Below are 19961 nucleotides of genomic sequence, written 5' to 3' on the forward strand. Positions count from 1 at the left end.
CCGTCCGCCGGGGCCCGCGGGCGATCGTCCCCGGGGCCCGGGTCAGTGGGTCGCGGGCGGGATGCTCTGCTCGTACTGGAAGATGTTGTGCGGGTCGTACTTCGCCTTGATCTTGCGCAGCCGGTCGAAGTTGGATCCCCAGTAGGCGGTCTCCCAATCCTGCATCCCGATGTTCGGCACATTGACGTAGGCGCCGTGCACATAGGGCCGCAGCGCCTGGCTGAACTCGGCGATCCACGCCTGGGCCACCGGTGTGAGCTCATCGCCGCTGCCCGGTACGCCACGGGTCCCCCAGCCCGCACCGGGCTCGGAGTAGAAGAGCGCGTCGCGGTGCGGGAACGCCGTACCGCCGCGGGGCTCTCTCCGCACCGCCCCGCCGAATGCCTGGGTGAAGAAGTTGCTGTCGTCCGTGGGGGCGTCCCGCATGAACGAGCCGATCAGGCCGATCGCCTTCTTCGGGAACGGCTTGGTGGTGAACTGCGAGAAGAACTTCCAGTTCGCGGGCTCCTCCTCGGTCGGGATCTGGAAGCCCGCGTATACATCGCCCCAGTTGCCGATCTGCACCGTGACCTCGGGGGTGCCGATCGACAGGATCGGGGCCAGCAGCTTCCTCGCCTCCGCCGCCGACCCTTCCGCGACCACCCCGAACAGCAGGATCTGGTTCCTGTGGATCTCGAGCTGGGTTCCGAGGCGGGGGTCGGCGCTCGGCCCCGTACGCTGCCACGCCTCGAAGATCGCTTGCAGATCCCGGAGGCCGTCCCAGGTGGCTTGCACATAGGCGACGCTCCTCAGCGGGGACGTCTTGTACGTGAGCGAGGTGACGATTCCGAAGTTGCCGTTGCCCGCCCCGCGGAGCGCCCAGAGCAGATCCGAGTTGTGCTTCAGGTCCGCCGTGATCACCTTGGCGCAGTCGGGATCCGAGGCGACGACGACCTCGGCGGCGGTCAGGCTGTCGCACGCCATGCCGAGGTAGCGGGTGAGGAAGCCGAAGCCCCCGCCGAGCGTGGCACCGGAGAGACCTACGCTGCCCTCCGTTCCGGTCGTGACCGCGAGGTCCTTCCGCGCGAGCGTGGTCACCGCTTCCAGCTGGCTGAGCCCGGCGCCGACCTTCGCGGTACGGGAGGCGGTGTCGATGTGGACCGACTTCAACTCGCTGACGTCGATGACGATGCCGTTGTCCACGTTCGACCAGCCCTCGAGGCTGTGGCCGCCGCTCCGCACCCGCAGCGCGACATCGTGCTGCCGGGCCCAGGTGAGGGCGTTGACCACGTCCTGGGTGTGCTGGGCGTAGACGATGACCAGCGGATAGTGGACGAAGAGCTCGTCCCAGCCGAGGCTCGCCTCCGCGTACCCGGGGTCGTTGGGGGTGACGACGCGTCCGGTGAGCTTCGCCGGCGGGCACTTGCCGCTTCCGGTCGCCTTGGCCGCGGCGCCCTCGGTGGTCGCGGCACTCACCGGCGGGGCCGTCATGCCCGGGAGAACGACCGAGCCGACACCGGCGGCGGCCGATGCTTTGAGCAGTCTTCGACGGGGGAAATCCTGCATGGTCCGTATCCTCTCGACGGGGATACGCCAGTAATCGGCCAAGGAAATTGGTGTGCGCCAGCTGGCGTATTCAGCCCTGTGCGGTCTGTTCCTGCGGCCCGCAGATTAACCAGGGGGGCGTGACGGTGCCGTCCGACACGCCTACCGGGAACGCGGGCGCTGTGCCGAAGGATTGAATAGGCATGTGGTCATGCATTGGCCCGGTCGAGTGGCGGCCGGAGCAAGCCTCGACCTCCGCTCTCCGCGTCGCCCGCATCGCCCGCGTCGATGAGACCGGCGAGAACGTGGAGTTGTCCCCCGTGCGAGCTACGCCCGGGTGTCCACGCCATGGTGACGATTCCGGGGCACCGGATCCGTAGCGTGTGAAACAGGCGGGGCGGTTCGTAGGAACGCACCCTTCAACCGCCTCGGAAATCAACGTTTTTCGATGTCATTTCTCGTACGGGGAGGATTTATGAACCACAACCGCAGGCTGTCCGCCGTGATCGCGGTGTCCTGTGCCATCGCCGGTGTGGGGCTCGTCGGCTGCGAGGAATCCACAAAGTCGGATTCGGACGCGTCCGCCACCAGGACCACTGCCGCTCCGAAGGAGACGGCCGATGAGGGCGCGTTCACCGGCGCCAAGAAGTTCGAAATCGACGGCCGGTCGGTGAATGTGTCGTGTTCGGGTGCTCCGGCGGACAACAGGCCGGTCATCGTCCTGATGGCCGGGGGCGGCGATGGCCTGGAGAAGATGGCCGGCATCCAGAAGACCCTGAGCGGGAAGAACCGGGTCTGCTCCTACGACCGGCTCGGCGAAGGCGCCAGCGACCAGCCCGACGGGACGCAGACCATCCGGAGCACGGGGAAGGTCCTCACCTCGGTGATCGACCGTGTCGCCGGTGACCGTCCCGTCGTCCTCGCCGGGCATTCGCTGGGCGGACTGATCGCCGCCCGGTACGCCCCCGACCATCGGGACCGGGTCAAGGGGCTGGTCCTGATGGATGCCACCTCGCCGACCCAGACCGCCGATCTCAACAAGGGGATCCCCGAGTCCGCCACCGGCCCGGCGGCCGAATTGCGTGCGCAGACGCTGGCGATCCTCCAGGGAGGGAAGCCGGAGAGGCTGATGGTGCCCGACGGGGAGGTCCGTTCGGCCGGGGACATCCCGGTGGAGGTGATCCAGCACGGGAAGCGGTACCTCGAGCAGGTTCCCGACTACGGGCCGGACCTGGAGCGGGCGTGGTCCAACGGCCAGCGTGCGTGGCGCGGGGTCTCCAGCCGCAGCAGGCTGAGCACCGCCACCGAGAGCGAGCACTACATCTACGTCGACCAGCCCGATGTCGCCGTCCGGGCGATAGAGCGCGTCACCTCACAGGCCGCGGACCGCGCGTAAACCCCGCGCCGAGGCTCGCCCCGCCAGCGGCCGACCGGCCATATCCGCCGGTCAAGCCGCCGTTATGGCCTCTCGTCCATCCCGGAACCTCGGCGCTTGAGCGTCATGCACTTGCCGTGCGCGTCACTTAGTGACACAGTGTCGCTTGAGGACATCGCGTGGGGAAGGCGGCAAGGCGTCATGGCGACGGTGAAGCGAAGCGGAGGGAGGATGAGCGAGCAGCGGCGGCTGCGGCTGCGGCTGGAGATCTCCCGGGAGGCGGCGCGCCTGTTCTGGGAGCAGGGTGTGGCCGCCACGAGCGTCGATCAGATCGCGGCGACCGTGGGCCTGTCGACGCGCACCATCTGGCGCCACTTCCGCAGCAAGGAGAGCTGTGCGGAGCCGATCGTCATGCGGGGCGTCGTCACCCTGATGGGCGTGCTGCGCCGCTGGCCCCGGCAGATCTCCCTCGAAGACCACCTGACCGCGGAAATCACCGGGCTCGGTCATGAGACGCCGCACGTCGACCTCGCCGACGAGATGCTCGCGATGAAGATGATCCGGCTCGCCGACACCGAGCCGTTGCTCCGCGCGACGTGGCTGATGGCCTGTCAGCAGACGGAACGCGAGATATGCGTGATCATCGGCGACCGGCTGCGGCGACCGGCCGGTGACCTGGGAGTGCGGATGCACTCCGCGGCCGCCGCCGCGGTGCTGCGGGTGCTGGACGAGCACATCGGCGCCGCCGTCCTCACCGGCGCCGACCTCATGGAGTTCGCCGATGCGCGGGCCGCCGCGCGGCGTTTCTCCCATGCGATCCGCGCGGCCACCGGCGGGGCCGTCGGCGACCCCATCGTCTGAGGGCCTCGCCCGCGGGCGTCGCCCCCCGAGCGGTCCATCGAGCCGCCCACCGACCGAACCAAGACGACATCAGAAGGAGTGTTGGCATGTTCGCCATGCCGCGCGAGGTCCCGCACCTCGCCATCGAGGATCTCTTCGGCCCACCCGTCCGCACCCGTGCCTCGATCTCACCCGACGGCACGCGGATCGCCTATCTGGCGCCGTGGCGGGACCGGCTGAACGTCTGGGTGGAGAGCGTCGATTCGGAGGCGGGGGCGCGCTGTGTCACCGCGGACGGCAACCGCAGTGTGCTCACCTACCACTGGACGGACGATCCGCGCTGGCTGCTCTACGAGCAGGACGGCGACGGGGACGAGAACTGGCATATCCACCGGGTCGACCTGGACGACCCGGACGCCGAGGCGGTCGATCTCACCCCCTTCCCCGGGGCCCGGGTGATCAGCTTCGAACCGCTGGTCACCCGGCCGGGCAAGGCGATCCTCAGCCTGAACCGCCGGAAGCTCACGGAGTTCGACCTCTACGAACTCGACATCGCCACCGGTGACCTCACGATGCTGGCGGAGAACCCCGGCCGGATCACCGGCTGGCTGTGCACACCGAGCGGCGATCTGTACGCCCAGACCCTTACGGCCGACGGAGACATCGAGCTGTCGAGGTGGGACGCCGGAACGGGGGAGACGCACCCGGTCACCACCTTCGACGGCGCCGACTACCCGCTGGGCGTCCAACCGTACCTGTGCACCCCGGACGGCACCGGGGTGTGGTTCGGCTCCAACCGGGACGGCGACCGAACCCGGCTGGCGCGGCTCGATCTGGCCACCGGTGAGGAGACCGTGGTGGACAGCCACCCGCTCTTCGACCTGGACACGCGTTCCACCGTCTTCCCCACGCTGCCGTCGCCGCTCATCCGCGACCGGTCCACCGGAGAGCTGATCGGGGTGCGCTACCTCGGCGAGCGGCAGGTGATCCACCCGCTGGACCCGCACTTCGCCGCGGTGCTGGAGAACCTGGAGAAGCTGTCCGACGGCGATCTGTCCCCCATATCGTCCGACGCGAGCGGGCAGCGCTGGGTGGTCGCCTTCACCCACGACCGCGACCCCGGTGTCACCTACTACTACGACCACTCCACGGGCGAGAGCCGGCCGCTGTTCCGGCCCATGCCGAGCCTGGAGCCCGAGACCCTCGCCCCCATGACACCGGTCACGATCACCGCACGCGACGGACTGGCCCTCCCCTCGTATCTGACCCTGCCCGTGGGGGCCGAGCCGGCCGGGCTCCCGCTGGTGCTGCTGGTCCACGGCGGGCCCTGGTCCCGCGACAGCTGGGGCTACAACCCCGTGGTGCAGTTGCTCGCCAACCGCGGGTACGCCGTGCTCCAGGTCAACTTCCGCGGCTCGACCGGCTACGGCAAGGCGTTCCTCAGGGCCGGTATCGGGGAGCTGGCCGGGAAGATGCACGAGGATCTCATCGACGCCGTCGAATGGGCCGTCGGGGAGGGGTATGCGGACCGGGACCGCGTCGCGATCTTCGGTGGCTCCTACGGCGGTTACGCCGCCCTGGTCGGTGTCACCTTCACCCCCGATGTCTTCGCCGCCGCGATCGACTTCTGCGGCCCCTCGAACCTCGTCACCTTCCTCCGGACCGTGCCGGAGTTCGTGAAGCCGCAACTGGTCAACAACTGGTACCTCTACGCCGGCAACCCCGACGACACCGAGCAGGAGAGGAAGCTGCGGACACGTTCGCCGATCAGCCGGGTGGACGAGATCCGCACCCCGTTGATGGTGGTCCAGGGCGGCAATGACGTCCGCGTCGTCAAGGCCGAGTCCGACCAGGTCGTCGAGGCGCTGCGGGCCCGTGGCATCGAGGTCGAGTACCTGGTCAAGGACGACGAGGGCCATGGCTTCGTGAACCCGGAGAACAACATCGACGTGTACCGCGCGGCCGACCGCTTCCTCGCCCGCCACCTCGGCGGACGGCCGGACACGCGGTAGCCGACGCCCGCCCGCACCCACGCCCCACCGGCAAACGACTACGTGGTGAGTTGATTTCGCATGACCGAACAGACACGCCCCTCCCACCCGACGACCGACCCGCACGGCGCGGTCCGGCCCCCGGAACACCGGGCCCGGCAGAAGACACCGCTCGAGCAGATGGGCGGCACGACCGGCCTGGTGTACATGATGCTGCCGGTCGTGGCCTTCGTCCTCGCCAACTCCTCCTACGGGCTGACGGCCGCCATCTGCACCGCCGTGGGCGTGGCGCTGGCCATCTCCGTGCTGCGCCTGGTGCGCAAGGAGTCGGTACAGCCCGCGCTCTCCGGCCTGTTCGGCGTCGCCGTCGCCTCGTTCGTCGCCTGGAAGACCGGATCGGCCAAGGGGTTCTTCCTGACGGGCATCTGGGCCAACCTCGCGCTCGCCGTGCTCTTCCTGGTCTCGGTCCTCGTACGCCGCCCGCTGGCCGGAGTCGTCTGGGGCGCGCTCAACGGCACCGGCACCGCCTGGCTCAAGGACAAGCCCTCGCGCCACTACTACGACATCGCCACCCTCACCCTGGTGGGCGTCTTCGCCGCCCGGGTCGCCGTACAGCAGTGGCTCTACGACCAGGACCGTACGAGCTGGCTGGCCGTCGCGAAGATCGCGATGGGCTACCCCCTCCTCGCCCTGGCCTTCCTGGTCGTGCTGTGGGCGGGCCGTCGCTCGGGCAAGCGGCTCAAGGCCCTGGCGGGACAGCGGCCCACCGGATCGAGCTGACCCGGCGCGGCCCGTACGTCCGCCGGCGCCGAGAACCCCGAGGAGAAACCATGACCTTGACCCTGCCCCAGCGCCTGTATCTGCTCTGCTACACCGTGGAGAAAGGCAAGTTCGAACTCACCAACCTCCAGGGGCGCGGCCAGTTGCTGCGCGCCGCGGCGCTGACCGAGCTGACCCTCGACGGGCTGCTCGGCTCCGAGGGAACGAAGGTCATCCGGTCGTCCAGCGAACCACCCGGCGATCCGTTCCTCGCCGAGGTGTGGCGTGACGTACCCGCACAGAAGCCGAAGAGCTGGCTTCCGCTCGTGCACAACAAGGCCCATACGGCGGAGAAGCCCGTCAGCGCACAGCTCGAGGCGCGGGGTGCGATCACGGTCCAGCACGAGAGGCGGCTGAAGCTGCTCGCCGTCAGCCGGGTCGCCGTCAACGATCCGCGGGAGGTACTGGCCCTTCAGGAGAAGGTGCGCGCCGCCGTGTTCGGCGCCCCCGATCCGGCGGCGATCCCGATGGACGAGCTGACCATGGCCGTGTTCGCGGCCGAGGTCGAGGTCACCAGCGTGTTCAGCGGGGCGGAGCGCGGCGGGCACAAGCGGGCGCTCGCGACACTCGCCGCACACTTCGACACCCTCGTCCCCGGTCTGCGTGGCGCGCTGCGCGCTTCGTATCTGTCCAGCAGGGCCGTCGGTGGCGGCTGGGGCGCCTAGGCGCCGACCGCGCCGGTGAGTCACCCATGGACGTCACGCAAGGGGGTCGAATCACTCGGTGACCGGGTCCCCCACGGCTCCCCCGGTGGCGTTGCGGACGGCGTGCGCGACCCGTTCGGGGGCGTCGGCGAATTCCCGGGGGTCGGTGCCCCCGAGGAGGGCGGCGCCGATCTCCTCGTTGATGACCCGCAGCGCGGCCGAGGCCGCCGCGGCGTGCAGGCGTACCTGGAGGTCGTCGGCCGGGAGCTTCAGCCGCACCGCGATGATCTCGGCCATTTCGCGCTCCACCTGGTCGCAGGCCATCAGCCAGGCGGTGCGGATGGCCGGCTCCCTGTCGGCCAGCAGGATCATCTTCATCGCGAGCATGTCGTCGGCCCGATTGACCTCGTCGGCCTCACGGCCGTATCTGGTGGACTCCGCGGCGATGTGCTCTTCCAGGGAGAGGTTCTCGGGCCAGCTGCGCAGCATGGACATCTCCCATTCCACGCCCTGCGTCACGATGGGCTCGGCACAGCTCTCCTTGCTGCGGAAGTGGCGCCAGATGGTGCGCGTCGACAGACCCACGGCCTCGGCGATCTGATCGCCGCTGGTCCCGTCCACGCCGTGCTCCCAGAACAGACGGGCCGCCTCCCGTGAGATCTCCAGTCGCAAGCGATGGCGCCGGTGCTCACTCATCCCGCTGCGCTTGTTCGATGCCACGCCGCTCCGTCTCCGCTCTATCGCCCACCCCGGTACATCAAGTGTCATAGTGACAGTTAGTGACTAACTACGCCACCTGGCGCCGACGGCTTCCTCCGCGGGGCGGTGCGGGCGTCAGGTCACCAGGCCCTGGCGGTAGGCGTAGACGACCGCCTGCACACGGTCGCGGAGTCCGAGTTTGGTGAGGATGCGTGACACGAAGGTCTTGACGGTCTCCTGGCTGATCACGAGGGCCCCGGCGATTTCGCTGTTGGACAGGCCGTCCGCGATGAGGCGCAGGACCTCCAGTTCGCGGGGGGTCAGCGGGATGTTGTGCGCGGTGCCGTCGGGAGGCCGGATGCGGGCGGCGTACGTGCCCACGAGCTGGCGGGTCACCTCGGGGTCCAGCAGCGCCGCGCCGGTGGCCACGGTCCGGATCCCGTGCAGCAGCTGGGACGGCGGCGCGTCCTTGAGCAGGAAGCCGCTCGCCCCCGCGCGCAGCGCCTCGTAGACGTATTTGTCCAGGTTGAACGTGGTCACCACGAGCACCTTGACCGGCCGCGGCACCCCGGCGCCGGCCAGCAGGCGGGTGGCCTCGATGCCGTCGAGCACCGGCATCCGTACGTCCATCACCACGACGTCCGGGCGCAGCCGCCCGGCGAGGTCGACCGCGGTCTGCCCGTCCCCGCACTCGCCCACCACCTCGAGGTCGGGCTGAGCGTCGATGATCGTCACCAGTCCGGTGCGGACCAGCACCTGGTCGTCGCAGACCAGGACCCGGATCGATTCGGTCATGACGCGCTCCCCGCGGGTATGCGTGCCCGGACCACGAAGCCGCCACCGGTCCGGTGACCCGCGTGGAAGTCGCCGCCCAGGACGTCGACCCGTTCCCGGAGACCGGCCAGGCCCCGTCCGCTGCCGCCGGGTGAGCCGGCCCGTGTGCCGGAACCGTCCGTGCCGACCTCCACGGTGATCTCCCTTTCGCCGTGGCGCACCTGGACCGAGGTGCGGCCGCCGTGAGCGTACTTGAGGGCGTTCGTCAGGGCCTCCTGCACCACCCGGTAGGCCACGAGGTCGGCGCTGCCGGTCGACTCCGCCGGTGTGCCCTCCTCGGTGAACTCCACCGGCTGCCCGGCCCGGCGCGTCTGTTCCACGAGCGTGAGGAACCGGCCGACAGCCGGTGTCCTGGACTCCGGGCCGTAGTCGGGGTTGAGCAGGTCGAGCAGATGGCGCAGGTCGGTGATGGCCCGCCGGCCGGTGTCGGTGACCGCGGTCAGGGCCTGGTCGAGGCGGTCCGGCGCGGCGGTCAGATAGCGCGCCGCCTCCGCCTGCACCACCATCGCCGTCACATGGTGGGTCACCACATCGTGGAGCTCGCGGGCGATGCGGGTACGTTCGGCGGTACGGGTGTCCTCGGCGACACGGCGGCGGCGTTCGGCCTCCGCGACCCGGGTCGAGCGCAGCCACGCCCCGATGCCCCAGGGGAGGGCCAGCGCCAGGTAGTACATCACGAACTCGCTGGGCGCCTCGGCGCCCGAACCGAGCCGGTACAGCGCGACCGCCAGCGGCACATACGCCACGGAGGACAGGAGCGCGGTGACGCGCCGGTGCCGCTCCAGATGGGCCCCCACGCTCAGCAGCGCGATGGGCACCGCGGTACCCGCGAACGAGTGGTAGCCGCGGAGCTGGTCCACGGCGAAGCCGAGCGACACCAGGGCCAGACAGACGACCGGCCACCGCCGGCGCACGGCGAGCGGAAGGGACTGGAGGGCGACGGCCGCGACGGCCAGTGTGTCGAAGGGGCGGGCCGGCAGACCGCCGACTTGCGTCCCGTGGTTGTGGAACTCCGGTACGAGCGATCCGGCGAGGAGCAGCAGCCCGAACGGGAGATCCCGGACCGTGACGTCAAGCCGGTGCCACACCTCCGGGATCCGCCGAAGACTGATCATCGGGCGAGTGTAGCGGTGGCGGCGGCCCGGTCGGCGCGACGGCGACGGGGCATCAGATGGCCGCGCCGACGGGCCAGCCACATGAACGCGATGGTCACCAGCGCACCGAACAGCACCGTGTACAGACTGCCCTCCGGGCCGAACTCGCCGCCGGTGACGGCCGCCGGGCCCGAGGTCGCGGAGTCCAGCAGCCCCTGCGGGGTGCCGTTGCCGGAAACCTCCGTGCTGAAGATGCCGGATATGGCGAAGTTCCAGCTGAAGTGCAGGCCGATGGGCAGCCACAGGTTGCGGGTGGCGGCGTACGCGGCGCCGAGCATGCCGCCCGCCTCGATCGCGATGGCGATGGCACCCCACAGACTGGCGTGCGGGTTGAGCAGATGCGACAGGCCGAACAGCACACCGGTGGACGTCAGCGCGATCCATGTGCCGAGGCGCTCCTCGACGATACGGAACAGAACACCGCGGTACAGCAGTTCCTCCGTGACCGCCGCCCCGGCCATGAAGCCGAACAGCCCCACCGCGCCCGTGGGCGAGCCCAGGCCATCGACCTCGTAGTACCCGAGGAAGGCGATGTTCGCGATGACGAACCCGCACATCACGACGCCGATCAGGGCTCCCCGGCCGAGCGCGGCCGTGGCGCCTTCCCGGGCCACCTCCGCGACCGGGCGGCGCTCGGTCCGCCGTACCACCCACCCGTAGACCAGCACCGCGAGCACGGCCGTCAGGACGCCGATGGCCAGGGTGAGCCACGCGTGCCCGTCCACCGCGGCGAGGCCCTGGCCACCGAGGAAGGCGACCGCCCCGACGGTCACCAACTGCCAAACGAGTCTCATGACCACTCCTTCACCCGATCCGCGGCGGGAGCGCCGCGACCGCGTCGAACGCTACGGATCCGGTGGCCAGGAATCGTCACCACACGGTGGACACCCGCGTGTAGCTCGCTCGGGGGACAAACACCCGGCGGTGTGCTGAGTACGGACGACCTGGTTACGGGTGACGCCGTAGTGGTCGAGGACGCGCGCGATCGCTTCGGCCAACGGCCGTAGGGCCCGTCCCGGCCCGTCCGGCGGCGATGTCTTCGCGCACGTCAAGGGGTTCACCGCCAATTTGGACCGTACCATTGACACCCAATGGTCTAGTCCTGTTTTCTCGGGGACGCGCGGCCTGCCCGTGCCTTCCGATCGTCCCTTCTCCCACCTCAGTTCGGCTCCGCCTTCCCCCCACACCTAGGAGCGGTCCCCATGAGCCTCCGTTTCCCCCTGAGCAAGAGGGTCCTGACCGGCGCGTGCGCCGCCGTCGCCACGGCCGGGCTGCTCGCCACGGCCTCGACGACGTCCGCCAACGCGGGCACCCCCTCCCCCGCCGCGAAGGCGGAGCTGCCCGAGCACGCGCTCGTGGGCTATCTGCACTCCAGCTTCGCCAACGGCTCCGGATACACCCGGATGGCCGATGTCCCCGACAGCTGGGACATCATCGACCTGGCCTTCGGCGAGCCCACCTCCACCACCTCCGGTGACATCCGCTTCAGCCTCTGCCCGCAGAGCGAATGTCCGAACGTCGAGTCGGAGGACGAGTTCAAGGCCGCCATCAAGGCCAAGCAGGACGCGGGCAAGAAGGTGCTGATATCCATCGGCGGGCAGAACGGCCAGGTGCAGCTCACCACCACCGCCGCCCGTGACAAGTTCGTCGAGTCGGTCGGGGCGATCATCGACAAGTACGGACTGGACGGCCTGGACATCGACTTCGAGGGCCACTCGCTGTCGCTGGACGACGGCGACACCGACTTCAAGAACCCCAAGACCCCCGCGATCGTCAACCTCATCTCGGCCGTGAAGTCGCTCAAGGCGAAGTACGGATCCGGGTTCACCCTCACCATGGCCCCGGAGACCTTCTTCGTACAGCTCGGCTACCAGTACTACGGCTCGGGCCCCTTCGGCGGCCAGGACCCGCGTGCCGGGGCGTATCTGCCGGTCATTCACGCGCTGCGGGACGACCTCACCCTGCTGCACGTCCAGGACTACAACTCCGGGCCGATCAAGGGGCTCGACGACCAGTTCCACAACATGGGCAGCGCCGACTTCCACATCGCGATGACCGACATGCTGCTCAGTGGCTTCCCCGTCGCGGGCGACACCAAGAACGTCTTCCCGGCGCTGGACCCGTCCCAGGTGGCGATCGGCCTGCCGGCGAGCCCCAACGCGGGTAACGGCCACACCCAGCCCAGTGAGGTGACCAAGGTCCTGAACTGCCTGACGAAGAAGTCCGACTGCGGCGGCTATGAGCCCCATGGCAGCTGGCCCGCCCTGCGCGGGCTGATGGCCTGGTCGATCAACTGGGACAACTTCAACGGCGGGGAGTTCGCGAAGAACTTCGACGCGTACTACGGCGGTTGAGGCGGTACCGGCCTCGCTCGGCGGTCAGAGGCTGGTGAGCAGTCCGTCGAGCGGCGCCGGTACGCGATCGGGGTCGAGCGCCGCCACGAGGACGCGGCCATAGTGGATCTTGCGCCCCTTCTTCGTGCCGAGGAAGCGCCGCAACTGACGCTGTGCGGTGCGGCCCCGCTGTGCGGGCTGGCGCAGAAAGGTCTCCAGGGCGCGCACATCGCCCTCCGCCCGGACGAGCTCCGCCACGCGTGTCACACCCAGCGCGCGGATGAGCTCGTCCTCCAGATCCGCCGCGCAGACGAAGAACCCCTGCGGTGCCGCGCCGACCCGCGCCAAGCCGCGGGCGTAGAAGGGACGCTCCGCCTCATCGCACAGTCCGGTGAGGCGGAGCCCCAGACCGGGTGGCCCGAGGAGGCGGGCGAAGCGCCCGACGCTCATCGCGCCCCCCATCGGCAGGACGCAGACTCCTTCGCCCGCCAGGTCCCGGCCGTGGCGCTCGGCCAGCGCGCCGACCGCCGCGGCGTCGCTCGGCCCTTCGAGCAGGACGGCCGCCCGGACCCCCAGCCCCGTGGCCAGCTCGCGCGCGGGGCCGCCGGGGCCACCAGCCGCCCATGCGGTGACCGCCTCCCGGAACGCCCCCATGTCAGTCATGGGACGAGTCTCCGCCCTTTCCGGCCACCGCGGTAGGGAATTTCCGCGTGGTGGCGCGCGCACAAGCGGACGCACACGGCTGAACTCGCGATATCCGTGCCGCTCGCCCACGATGGAGTGCACAAGAGTCCCACCATGGGGAGTGGCCGCATGACCAGCCAATACAGCCACACCGTGACGCGGATCGACATTCCCACGGGCATCGCCTACGACGACTTCGTGGCGGCATTCGAGAAAGCGGCACCCGCCTTCGACCCGGGCCCCGTGGAACGCATTGTGGAAACCGGCGGAAGCTGGGACGACGTACGTGCCGCGGTCGCCGCTAACGCGCCCCACGACATGGTCCGTTACGCCCGGATCAACACCACCCCACTGTTCGGTACGGCAGGGCACACCACCAGGTCCGTCGAGTATCTGACGGGCAACCACATCATCGCCGAGCGCATGTTCCGCCATGACCCGCGCGCGTTGCTGTACGCGCCCCTGCGGATGCTGGTCTTCAGCGACGGCGACGGCAATGCGGTGTTCACCATGCACCGGCCGAGCGACGAGTTCGGCAGCCTCGGCATTCCAGAGGTCACCGCGGTGGGGGAAGACCTGGATCGCATCGTGGTCGACCTGCTGCGGGTCTGCGGGGTCGACGCTTCGGAAGCCTTCGCCGGGACATCACGCTGAGGGCCCTGGGCCGCGATCAGCTGAAGTCCTTCGTGGTAGCTTCGGTGCCGCCGTGCGCCACCGCGAACCGAGGAGGTGAGACCGATCAACGATGTGACAGGTCGGGCCCCCTCTCCCGCATGGCCCAGGGAGTGCCCGCGGAAGGCATCCCGAAAGGCTTGAAACGCTATGCGGTTCACCCCTGAGACCTCCGAGCCCCCTGAGATCGCCGAGATCTCCGAGACATCGTCCGACGGTGTCCGCGAACAGCTCTTCACCCTCGGCGAGATTCCCGGTGTGCTGTGGACGCCGGAAGGCGCCACCGGCACTCGCCCCCTGATCGTGATGGGGCACGGCGGCGGTCAGCACAAGAAGGCCCCCGGAATCCTGGCCCATGCGCGCCGCTTCGTGGCCGAGTGCGATTTCGCTGTGGTGGCGGTCGATGTGCCCGGCCATGGCGACCGGCCGAAGGACGAGGAGTACGACCGGATCGCGACCGAGAACCAGGCACGTGTGGCGGCCGGGGAAGCGCTGGCTCCGCTGATCGCCGGCTTCAAGGCGCTGGTGGCCCGCCAGACGGTCCCGGAGTGGCGGGCGGTTCTGGACGCGGTGCAGCGGCTCGGCCATGTCGGCGCCGGTCCGGTGGGCTACTGGGGAGTCTCGCTCGGGTGCGGACTCGGCGTTCCGTTCGTTGCCGCGGAGCCCCGGGTCCGCGCGGCGGTGCTGGGGCTGGGCGGGGCGCTCGCCTCGGCCGAGGTCGCCGCGCGGATCACCGTGCCGGTGGAATTCCTGGTGCAGTGGGACGATGAACGGGTGCCGCGCGAGCAGAGCCTGGCGCTGTTCGACGCCTTCGCCTCGGCCGAGAAGACGCTGCATGTCAACCCGGGCGAACACGGGGACATCCCCGAGTTCGAGCTGGACAGCGCGCTGAGGTTCTTCTCCCGCCACCTCGTCTGACCCCGCGGTCCGCGCTCCGCGACGCGCCGATCGGAATCCGTCTCCGATCGGCGCGTTCGAGCCCGGTGAGCGAGCGGGCGGCTACGCGGGGTCGCCCGAGGGCGTCGTGGCGGATTCCGCGCCGACCCCGGCGAGGAAGGCGGTGAGGACGCGGCGCAGACGGGGTTCCACCTCGACGATCGCGTGGCCGAGCCGGGGGTCGGTCTCGTAGAGCTCCCGCAGGCGCGGGCCCGGGGTGGCCATCTGCCACAGCGCCCCGGCCAGGCTGGTCGCCGTGGCGACCAGGTCGACGGTCTGCGGCTCGGTCAGGCCGAGCAGCCGCCGCAGCTCGCCGCCGATCAGTTCGATCTCCTCGAGCGTGACCAGCTTGAAGGTGCGCACCGACTCGATCGACACATTGCGCTCGAGATTCATCGGCGCCTGGGCCAGCAGATCGCAGAACATCGGCCGGGCCGCCAGCGTGGCGGCGATCGTCTCCGCGACCTCCGTGGCCGTGGCGTGCGCCCTGCCCCCGAGAGCGCCGCGCAGTTCGGCGGACCACTGCCGCCAGCCTTCCGCGGTGAGCCTGAGGAAGATCTGCTCCCGGGTCTCGAAGTAGCGCAGCAGGGCCGACTTGTGCATCCCCACGGCCGCGGCGATGTCGGTGAGGGTGACGTCCCGGATCCCGCGCTGATGGCCGAGCGTACGGGCCGCGTCCAGGATCGCTTCCTCCCGCGCTTGTTTGGCCTGAGCGCTGCGCGCACGTTGGAAGGCAGGCGTAGTCATGCCGGACATCATAAGAACCCTTAAGAGAACGACGTTGCGTAATTAAGAGAACGGTGTTTCACTAACAGTATGAGTTCACAGGTCTGGTTCATCACCGGTTCATCGCGCGGCCTGGGCCGCGCCCTGGTCACCGCCGCCCTCGAGGCCGGTGATCGCGTCGTGGCCACCGCCCGCCGCCCCGAGGCGCTCGCGGAGGCTTTCAAGGAGTACGGCGACCGTGTCCACCCGCTCGCACTGGACGTCACGCGCCCGGAGGCGGCGCGCGAGGCCGTCGAGGCGGCGCTCGCCCGCTTCGGGCGCATCGACGTGCTCGTGAACAACGCGGGGTATGCGAATGTGTCGCCCATCGAGACATCGGACGACGAGGACTTCCGCGCCCAGTTCGAGACCAACTTCTGGGGCGTCCACAACGTGACCAAGGCCGCGCTTCCCGCCCTGCGGCAGCAAGGCGCCGGCACCGTCGTACAGATCTCCTCGATCGGCGGGCGGGTCGGCGGATCGCCGGGCATCGCCTCCTACCAGGCGGCCAAATTCGCGGTCGACGGCTTCAGCCGGGTCCTCGCCGCGGAGACCGCACCGTTCGGCGTGCGCGTCATGGTCGTCGAACCGAGCGGCTTCGCCACCGACTGGGCCGGTTCCTCCATGATGGTCCACCCGATCCCCGACGCCTATGACGCGACCGTCGGGGAGATGAACCGGCTGGTGCGGCAGAGCACGGCCGGAGCGGCCGGGGACCCCCGGCGCGCCGCCGAGATCATCGTGCGCACCGTCCACCGCGGCCAGGTCCCGACCCATCTCCCGCTGGGTGTGAACGCGACGACCATGGCGCAGGACTACTCCCGGCACCAGCTCGCCCAGGCGACCGCATGGGAGAAGGTCAGCCGCTCGGCCGACTTCAACGAGCCCTACCCCGCGCAGCTCCCGGCCGAGGCCGAGGACTCGGCCGGCTAGGGCACCGGCCCCGGCCATGCGCACGCCCCGCCCAGCACCGAAGACGGCGAACCCACCCCGCGTATCCGGGGTGGGCTCGCCGCTGTGCACACACCCGGAGGAACACATTCGGGCAGCCATCTGAGTAACAAGAACAATAGTCAGCTTTCTCCGTGGAGCATCAGGAGCATCATCCGGGCACCGAGCGACGGTATTCGCGGAGGCCGGAGTGACCGCATTCACAGGGTCGGCAGCTCAGCACCCTATGGCCGAACAGCCTTGATAAATCAGGCCGTTGAGCGGTAAACGCGCAGGTGGCCCAGGGTCCCGGCAGTCCTCCCGCCCACCCCGCGGCCTCTGACCAGCTGACTTGCGGCTCGCAATTCATCGTGAATAGGGTTAACGCGCATTCGGAGATCAGCCATGCCCGAGCGGAAGGAGGAATGACGACGATGGAAGCGCAAACCACAGACCCCGAGCCCGCGGACGAGCCGGACTGTGCCATCGAACGCAGCCTCCGGGTGCTCGGCGAACGCTGGACCCTACTCATCCTCCGGGAGATTTTCACAGGCACCCACAAGTACGCCGACATCCGGGAAGCCCTGGGTGTCGCCCCCAACATCCTCAGCGCCCGCCTGAAGACCCTCGTGTCAGCAGGTGTCCTGGAGACGCGCGCCTACCGGGAACCCGGCTGCCGTCACCGCGACGCCTATCACCTCACTCCCGCGGGACGCGACCTACGTCTCGTGCTCGCGGCCCTCCAGCAGTGGGGGGACACCCATCGGCCGCGTCCCCAAGGCCCCTGCCTCCTGCGCCGTACCCGATCCACCGGACGGCCGGTCGACGTCGCCTTTGTCAGCGAACAAGGTCAGGCCGTCGGGCTCTCGGACGTCGTCTTCCTTCCGAACACCCCCTGAGGCGCACACTCCCCAAGGCGAACCCCCTAAGGCGAACATCCCTCGCAGGGGGCGAACACCGCTGCCCGCACTCCCGTAGATGCCCCGGTCACCCCCGCATCGGCATCCGGTCGGCAGGCCGCGGCCCGATCTCCGCGCCCACTGTGCGTCATATCTCCCACTCCATCTCCCGCTCGAACACGCTCCCTTGAGAGGCCCCTTATGAAATGCGTCATGTCGCGAGCGACCCTCGTCGGTGCCCTGGTACTGCTGAGCGCGCTGTGTGCCCCCCAGGTGCAGGCCCTGCCCACGGACTCCACCCCCGGGGCGCCGCCCCACTTCATGCGGCCGGCCGGTGGTGACTGGCCGCCGAACGGCAAGGAGATACCCGTATGCTGCTGATCCTTCGATGGGATCCCTGGCGGAACTTCTGAAGGTGGCGCCGCGTCAGCTCGACTTCGACAGCGGCAGCCGGTCGAGCATCAGGGTGTTGCGGTAGCCGATGCACCGCATGCTCTGCTGGTACGCCCACAGGACGCGCTCGTCCTCACCGCACAGCTTGAGGATCTCGGCCAGCTCGGCCCAGGCGTACGCGGCCTGCTGGCCGGCCTCGGATGCCTCCAGCATCAAAGCCCCCCGCTCATAGGAGGACTTCGCCTCTTCGGGCCGGCCGAGCCTCAGCTGGGCCGCGGCCAGCAGGAGGAGGTTGCGCGCGGCCTGGAGGCGGTGGCCGACGCCGAGGTCCGCCATCGCCTGCTCGGCATGGGCCACCGCGGCCTCGGGCCGGCCGAGATGGAGCTCGGCGCGGGCGAGGGCCGACCGGCAGTACGCGACATCCACACTGCTGCCCACCTGGAGCAGTGACTCCAGGCTCTGGGTGAGCACCGTCCGCGCCAGCTCCGGCTGTGGGTCCTCGGTCTGGAGCAGGATGCTCGCGTACGCGTTGCGCAGCCGGGCCAGCGCCCGCTGGTCCTCCCCTTCGGCGTAGATCGCGAGGGCCTTCTGGATCAGGGCCAGCGCGTCCGCCGTGTTCCCCTTGCGGTACATGACAACGCTGGCGTTCCAGTACGCGGCGCCGAGCGCCTTCGGATCGGTGATCGCGGTGGCCTGCTCGATGGCCTGCGAGGCCAGATAGGAGGCGCGATGCACATCGCCACGCTCGGAGTGGATCCCGACGAGCGTGGAGAGCAGTTCGACACCGATCACCGTCGGCGTCAGCTTCAGCTCCCTGAGCTCGTCCAGGGTCTCCTCGGCGATCTGGATCGCATGCGAGAGGTCGCCGAGCTCCCGGTAACAGCGGCAGAGGCCGATCACCGCGGTCAGCCGCGGTACGGACTCCTTGCTGGTGACGGACGCGGTGCGCAGCGCCTCGTAGTGGACGGCGGCCTCCTCCAGCCGGCCGTCCCGCTCCAGCGCCAGGGCGATCCCCTGCTCCGCCGCGTACCAGATCTTCGGCTGCGCCGCGGCGGTGGTCTTGTCCTGGACCGCGCGGTACGCCGCGAGCGCCGCCAGGGGATCGGCGTTCTGCATGGCCATCTCGGCGTATTTGAGCTCGACCTCGAGATCGCACTCGGACGCCTCCGCGGCACGTCCGGTCAGGGTGGGCACATCGCAGCGGAGTCTCACCGCGAGCTGCTCCAGCACCTCGGCCGAGGGAAGCCTCTTGCCGCCCTCCAGAAGGGAGATATAACTGGGCGACAAGTCGTCCCCCGCCAGGTCGGCCTGGGACATTCCCCATGATCTGCGCAGGCGGCGGATCCGCGCCCCGAGCGCGGCAGCGGAAGCGTCTCCTGAGCCTTTGATGAAGATCAACTCCTTGGTACACGATCAGAGCCCCCGGGCGCATGACACACCATTCACAGGATGTCACGCCTCTGGTCACAACAATCATGACTCATTGCCCGCCGTCCTGAAAGGTCAGGGGCCGGCCGACGACGAGGGTGCGCACCATTCGACCCGAGGCCGACCGCACGGTACGACGGTTCAGCCGAAGGCGCCGAGCCCCCCTCATCGGGGTCGGGCCCGCCCCGCATGGTGAAGCGGACCCGGCTCACCCCTGAACCGCGTCCCTCACCTGGATAAACTGTTGCCACCCCGATGAGCCCCGACCAGCCCGACCAGCCCCGACAAGCCCGACAAGCCCCGATCAACAGGAGGCCGGATGCCGCCGCAGGACACGTCCGCGCCCGGGGCACCGCGGGGCGGGCACGGGCGGGATCTGCCGCCCGCCCGCCAGGCCCTCTCGGACAGCGTTTACGAGAGCGTCAAGGCCATGGTCATGGACCATGAGATCACCCCCGGCGCACGTGTCGGCATCGAGGCCCTGGCCCGCACCCTCGGCGTCTCACCGACCCCCATCCGGGAGGCGCTGGCCAGGCTGGAGTCGGACGGGCTGGTGGTGAAGCGGCCGCTCTCGGGGTACCGCACCACCGAGCTGCTGACCCGCCAGGGGCTCAAGGAACTCTTCGAGATGCGGCAGCTGCTGGAGCCGAGGGCCGCCGCCCTCGCCGCGGTCAACGCCAGTGAGGCCCAGCTGGACGGCATCGAGCGGATCGCCGAGGAGATGCACTCCCACCCGGGGACCACCGCCGGGCCCTATGCGGCCTACCGCGGCTTCGCCGCTCTCGACCAGCGCCTCCATGACGCGATCGCCCAGGCGTCCGGGCGGCCGCTGCTCGCGGACGCGGTGCGGCGGCTCCACTCCCATCTGCATATCTTCCGGCTCAGCAGCCTGCTCGGCGCCGATGACCCGACCCTCGCGGAGCACCAGCGCGTGGTGCACGCGATCTTGCGCCGCAACCCCGACCGCGCGGCCGAGGCGATGGCGGAGCACCTCGCCCACAGCCTTCGGCGTCAGCTCGGCCGGGACGAGGAGTCCTGACC

General features: G+C 69.7%; 20 protein-coding genes. 12 read left to right on the forward strand and 8 right to left on the reverse strand.

Annotated features, from left to right (window positions below):
* Window positions 1–42: 42 nt before the first annotated feature.
* The gene (locus AB0E24_RS25520; protein ID WP_359380239.1) at window positions 43–1545 is read right to left on the reverse strand and encodes an FAD-binding oxidoreductase; all 1503 of its coding nucleotides are present in this window, start codon (window positions 1543–1545) and stop codon (window positions 43–45) included.
* 454 nt (window positions 1546–1999) lie between these two features.
* Here AB0E24_RS25520 and AB0E24_RS25525 point away from each other — a divergent pair, with 454 nt between their 5' ends.
* From AB0E24_RS25525 to AB0E24_RS25545, 5 genes are all read left to right on the forward strand, one after another.
* Window positions 2000–2920: an alpha/beta fold hydrolase gene (locus AB0E24_RS25525; protein WP_206331726.1), complete on the forward strand. Its 921-nt coding sequence runs from the start codon at window positions 2000–2002 to the stop codon at window positions 2918–2920.
* 210 nt (window positions 2921–3130) lie between these two features.
* On the forward strand, window positions 3131–3760 hold the full coding sequence (locus AB0E24_RS25530) for a TetR/AcrR family transcriptional regulator (protein WP_206331727.1): 630 nt from the start codon (window positions 3131–3133) through the stop codon (window positions 3758–3760).
* 86 nt (window positions 3761–3846) lie between these two features.
* The gene (locus tag AB0E24_RS25535; RefSeq protein WP_359380242.1) at window positions 3847–5751 is read left to right on the forward strand and encodes a S9 family peptidase; all 1905 of its coding nucleotides are present in this window, start codon (window positions 3847–3849) and stop codon (window positions 5749–5751) included.
* Window positions 5752–5811: 60 nt separating this feature from the next.
* Window positions 5812–6510 carry a DUF3159 domain-containing protein gene (locus AB0E24_RS25540; protein WP_359380245.1) on the forward strand — a complete coding sequence of 233 codons (699 nt, stop codon included), beginning with the start codon at window positions 5812–5814 and terminating at the stop codon, window positions 6508–6510.
* Between the two features lie 50 nt (window positions 6511–6560).
* Window positions 6561–7214 (forward strand): GOLPH3/VPS74 family protein, encoded by a 654-nt coding sequence (locus AB0E24_RS25545; protein ID WP_206331728.1) that lies wholly within the window; start codon window positions 6561–6563, stop codon window positions 7212–7214.
* Between the two features lie 51 nt (window positions 7215–7265).
* Here AB0E24_RS25545 and AB0E24_RS25550 read toward each other — a convergent pair whose 3' ends face one another.
* The 4 genes from AB0E24_RS25550 to AB0E24_RS25565 form a co-directional block, all read right to left on the reverse strand.
* The gene (locus AB0E24_RS25550; RefSeq protein ID WP_231981557.1) at window positions 7266–7913 is read right to left on the reverse strand and encodes a TetR/AcrR family transcriptional regulator; all 648 of its coding nucleotides are present in this window, start codon (window positions 7911–7913) and stop codon (window positions 7266–7268) included.
* A 114-nt stretch (window positions 7914–8027) separates the two neighbouring features.
* The gene (locus AB0E24_RS25555) at window positions 8028–8687 is read right to left on the reverse strand and encodes a response regulator (protein ID WP_069861836.1); all 660 of its coding nucleotides are present in this window, start codon (window positions 8685–8687) and stop codon (window positions 8028–8030) included.
* Window positions 8684–9841: a sensor histidine kinase gene (locus AB0E24_RS25560; protein ID WP_069861834.1), complete on the reverse strand. Its 1158-nt coding sequence runs from the start codon at window positions 9839–9841 to the stop codon at window positions 8684–8686. The genes AB0E24_RS25555 and AB0E24_RS25560 overlap by 4 nt, the downstream gene beginning before the upstream one ends.
* Window positions 9838–10674: a CPBP family intramembrane glutamic endopeptidase gene (locus tag AB0E24_RS25565; RefSeq protein WP_359380252.1), complete on the reverse strand. Its 837-nt coding sequence runs from the start codon at window positions 10672–10674 to the stop codon at window positions 9838–9840. Before AB0E24_RS25565 ends, AB0E24_RS25560 begins: the two co-directional genes overlap by 4 nt.
* A gap of 408 nt (window positions 10675–11082) precedes the next feature.
* Here AB0E24_RS25565 and AB0E24_RS25570 point away from each other — a divergent pair, with 408 nt between their 5' ends.
* On the forward strand, window positions 11083–12234 hold the full coding sequence (locus AB0E24_RS25570; RefSeq protein ID WP_079152878.1) for a chitinase: 1152 nt from the start codon (window positions 11083–11085) through the stop codon (window positions 12232–12234).
* Between the two features lie 24 nt (window positions 12235–12258).
* Here AB0E24_RS25570 and AB0E24_RS25575 read toward each other — a convergent pair whose 3' ends face one another.
* Window positions 12259–12876 (reverse strand): TOPRIM nucleotidyl transferase/hydrolase domain-containing protein, encoded by a 618-nt coding sequence (locus AB0E24_RS25575; RefSeq protein ID WP_347234604.1) that lies wholly within the window; start codon window positions 12874–12876, stop codon window positions 12259–12261.
* A gap of 150 nt (window positions 12877–13026) precedes the next feature.
* Between AB0E24_RS25575 and AB0E24_RS25580 the strand changes: the two genes are divergently transcribed.
* Window positions 13027–13551, forward strand: coding sequence for a DUF302 domain-containing protein (locus tag AB0E24_RS25580; RefSeq protein ID WP_069861829.1), 525 nt, complete (start codon window positions 13027–13029; stop codon window positions 13549–13551).
* 168 nt (window positions 13552–13719) lie between these two features.
* Window positions 13720–14487 carry a dienelactone hydrolase family protein gene (locus tag AB0E24_RS25585; RefSeq protein ID WP_435865318.1) on the forward strand — a complete coding sequence of 256 codons (768 nt, stop codon included), beginning with the start codon at window positions 13720–13722 and terminating at the stop codon, window positions 14485–14487.
* An 81-nt stretch (window positions 14488–14568) separates the two neighbouring features.
* On the opposite strand, the gene AB0E24_RS25590 is transcribed toward AB0E24_RS25585, so the two are convergent.
* Window positions 14569–15252: a TetR/AcrR family transcriptional regulator gene (locus AB0E24_RS25590; RefSeq protein ID WP_069862178.1), complete on the reverse strand. Its 684-nt coding sequence runs from the start codon at window positions 15250–15252 to the stop codon at window positions 14569–14571.
* A 69-nt stretch (window positions 15253–15321) separates the two neighbouring features.
* On the opposite strand from AB0E24_RS25590, the gene AB0E24_RS25595 reads away from it, so the two are divergent.
* The 3 genes from AB0E24_RS25595 (at window position 15322) to AB0E24_RS25605 (ending at window position 17480) form a co-directional block, all read left to right on the forward strand.
* A complete protein-coding gene (locus AB0E24_RS25595; protein ID WP_359380257.1) occupies window positions 15322–16203 on the forward strand; it encodes an SDR family NAD(P)-dependent oxidoreductase in 882 nt (293 codons plus the stop codon).
* Between the two features lie 422 nt (window positions 16204–16625).
* On the forward strand, window positions 16626–17099 hold the full coding sequence (locus tag AB0E24_RS25600) for a winged helix-turn-helix transcriptional regulator (protein ID WP_079152876.1): 474 nt from the start codon (window positions 16626–16628) through the stop codon (window positions 17097–17099).
* A 213-nt stretch (window positions 17100–17312) separates the two neighbouring features.
* Entirely contained in the window at window positions 17313–17480 is a 168-nt protein-coding gene (locus AB0E24_RS25605) for a hypothetical protein (protein WP_159033404.1), read from the forward strand.
* Between the two features lie 45 nt (window positions 17481–17525).
* Here AB0E24_RS25605 and AB0E24_RS25610 read toward each other — a convergent pair whose 3' ends face one another.
* Entirely contained in the window at window positions 17526–18890 is a 1365-nt protein-coding gene (locus AB0E24_RS25610; RefSeq protein ID WP_232564350.1) for a helix-turn-helix domain-containing protein, read from the reverse strand.
* 349 nt (window positions 18891–19239) lie between these two features.
* On the opposite strand from AB0E24_RS25610, the gene AB0E24_RS25615 reads away from it, so the two are divergent.
* Entirely contained in the window at window positions 19240–19959 is a 720-nt protein-coding gene (locus AB0E24_RS25615; protein ID WP_359380262.1) for a GntR family transcriptional regulator, read from the forward strand.
* Window positions 19960–19961 lie beyond the last annotated feature (2 nt).

This window comes from Streptomyces malaysiensis subsp. malaysiensis, from assembly GCF_040653035.1.
GTDB lineage: Bacteria > Actinomycetota > Actinomycetes > Streptomycetales > Streptomycetaceae > Streptomyces > Streptomyces malaysiensis.

Excerpts from the sequence above, each read along its gene's own strand:
- AB0E24_RS25520 (WP_359380239.1), bottom strand. The coding sequence starts at position 1,545 with ATGCAGGATTTCCCCCGTCGAAGACTGCTCAAAGCATCGGCCGCCGCC.
- AB0E24_RS25525 (WP_206331726.1), top strand. The coding sequence starts at position 2,000 with ATGAACCACAACCGCAGGCTGTCCGCCGTGATCGCGGTGTCCTGTGCC.
- AB0E24_RS25530 (WP_206331727.1), top strand. The coding sequence starts at position 3,131 with ATGAGCGAGCAGCGGCGGCTGCGGCTGCGGCTGGAGATCTCCCGGGAG.
- AB0E24_RS25535 (WP_359380242.1), top strand. The coding sequence starts at position 3,847 with ATGTTCGCCATGCCGCGCGAGGTCCCGCACCTCGCCATCGAGGATCTC.
- AB0E24_RS25540 (WP_359380245.1), top strand. The coding sequence starts at position 5,812 with ATGACCGAACAGACACGCCCCTCCCACCCGACGACCGACCCGCACGGC.
- AB0E24_RS25545 (WP_206331728.1), top strand. The coding sequence starts at position 6,561 with ATGACCTTGACCCTGCCCCAGCGCCTGTATCTGCTCTGCTACACCGTG.
- AB0E24_RS25555 (WP_069861836.1), bottom strand. The coding sequence starts at position 8,687 with ATGACCGAATCGATCCGGGTCCTGGTCTGCGACGACCAGGTGCTGGTC.
- AB0E24_RS25560 (WP_069861834.1), bottom strand. The coding sequence starts at position 9,841 with ATGATCAGTCTTCGGCGGATCCCGGAGGTGTGGCACCGGCTTGACGTC.
- AB0E24_RS25565 (WP_359380252.1), bottom strand. The coding sequence starts at position 10,674 with ATGAGACTCGTTTGGCAGTTGGTGACCGTCGGGGCGGTCGCCTTCCTC.
- AB0E24_RS25570 (WP_079152878.1), top strand. The coding sequence starts at position 11,083 with ATGAGCCTCCGTTTCCCCCTGAGCAAGAGGGTCCTGACCGGCGCGTGC.
- AB0E24_RS25575 (WP_347234604.1), bottom strand. The coding sequence starts at position 12,876 with ATGACTGACATGGGGGCGTTCCGGGAGGCGGTCACCGCATGGGCGGCT.
- AB0E24_RS25580 (WP_069861829.1), top strand. The coding sequence starts at position 13,027 with ATGACCAGCCAATACAGCCACACCGTGACGCGGATCGACATTCCCACG.
- AB0E24_RS25585 (WP_435865318.1), top strand. The coding sequence starts at position 13,720 with ATGCGGTTCACCCCTGAGACCTCCGAGCCCCCTGAGATCGCCGAGATC.
- AB0E24_RS25590 (WP_069862178.1), bottom strand. The coding sequence starts at position 15,252 with ATGACTACGCCTGCCTTCCAACGTGCGCGCAGCGCTCAGGCCAAACAA.
- AB0E24_RS25595 (WP_359380257.1), top strand. The coding sequence starts at position 15,322 with ATGAGTTCACAGGTCTGGTTCATCACCGGTTCATCGCGCGGCCTGGGC.
- AB0E24_RS25600 (WP_079152876.1), top strand. The coding sequence starts at position 16,626 with ATGACGACGATGGAAGCGCAAACCACAGACCCCGAGCCCGCGGACGAG.
- AB0E24_RS25605 (WP_159033404.1), top strand. The coding sequence starts at position 17,313 with ATGTCGCGAGCGACCCTCGTCGGTGCCCTGGTACTGCTGAGCGCGCTG.
- AB0E24_RS25615 (WP_359380262.1), top strand. The coding sequence starts at position 19,240 with ATGCCGCCGCAGGACACGTCCGCGCCCGGGGCACCGCGGGGCGGGCAC.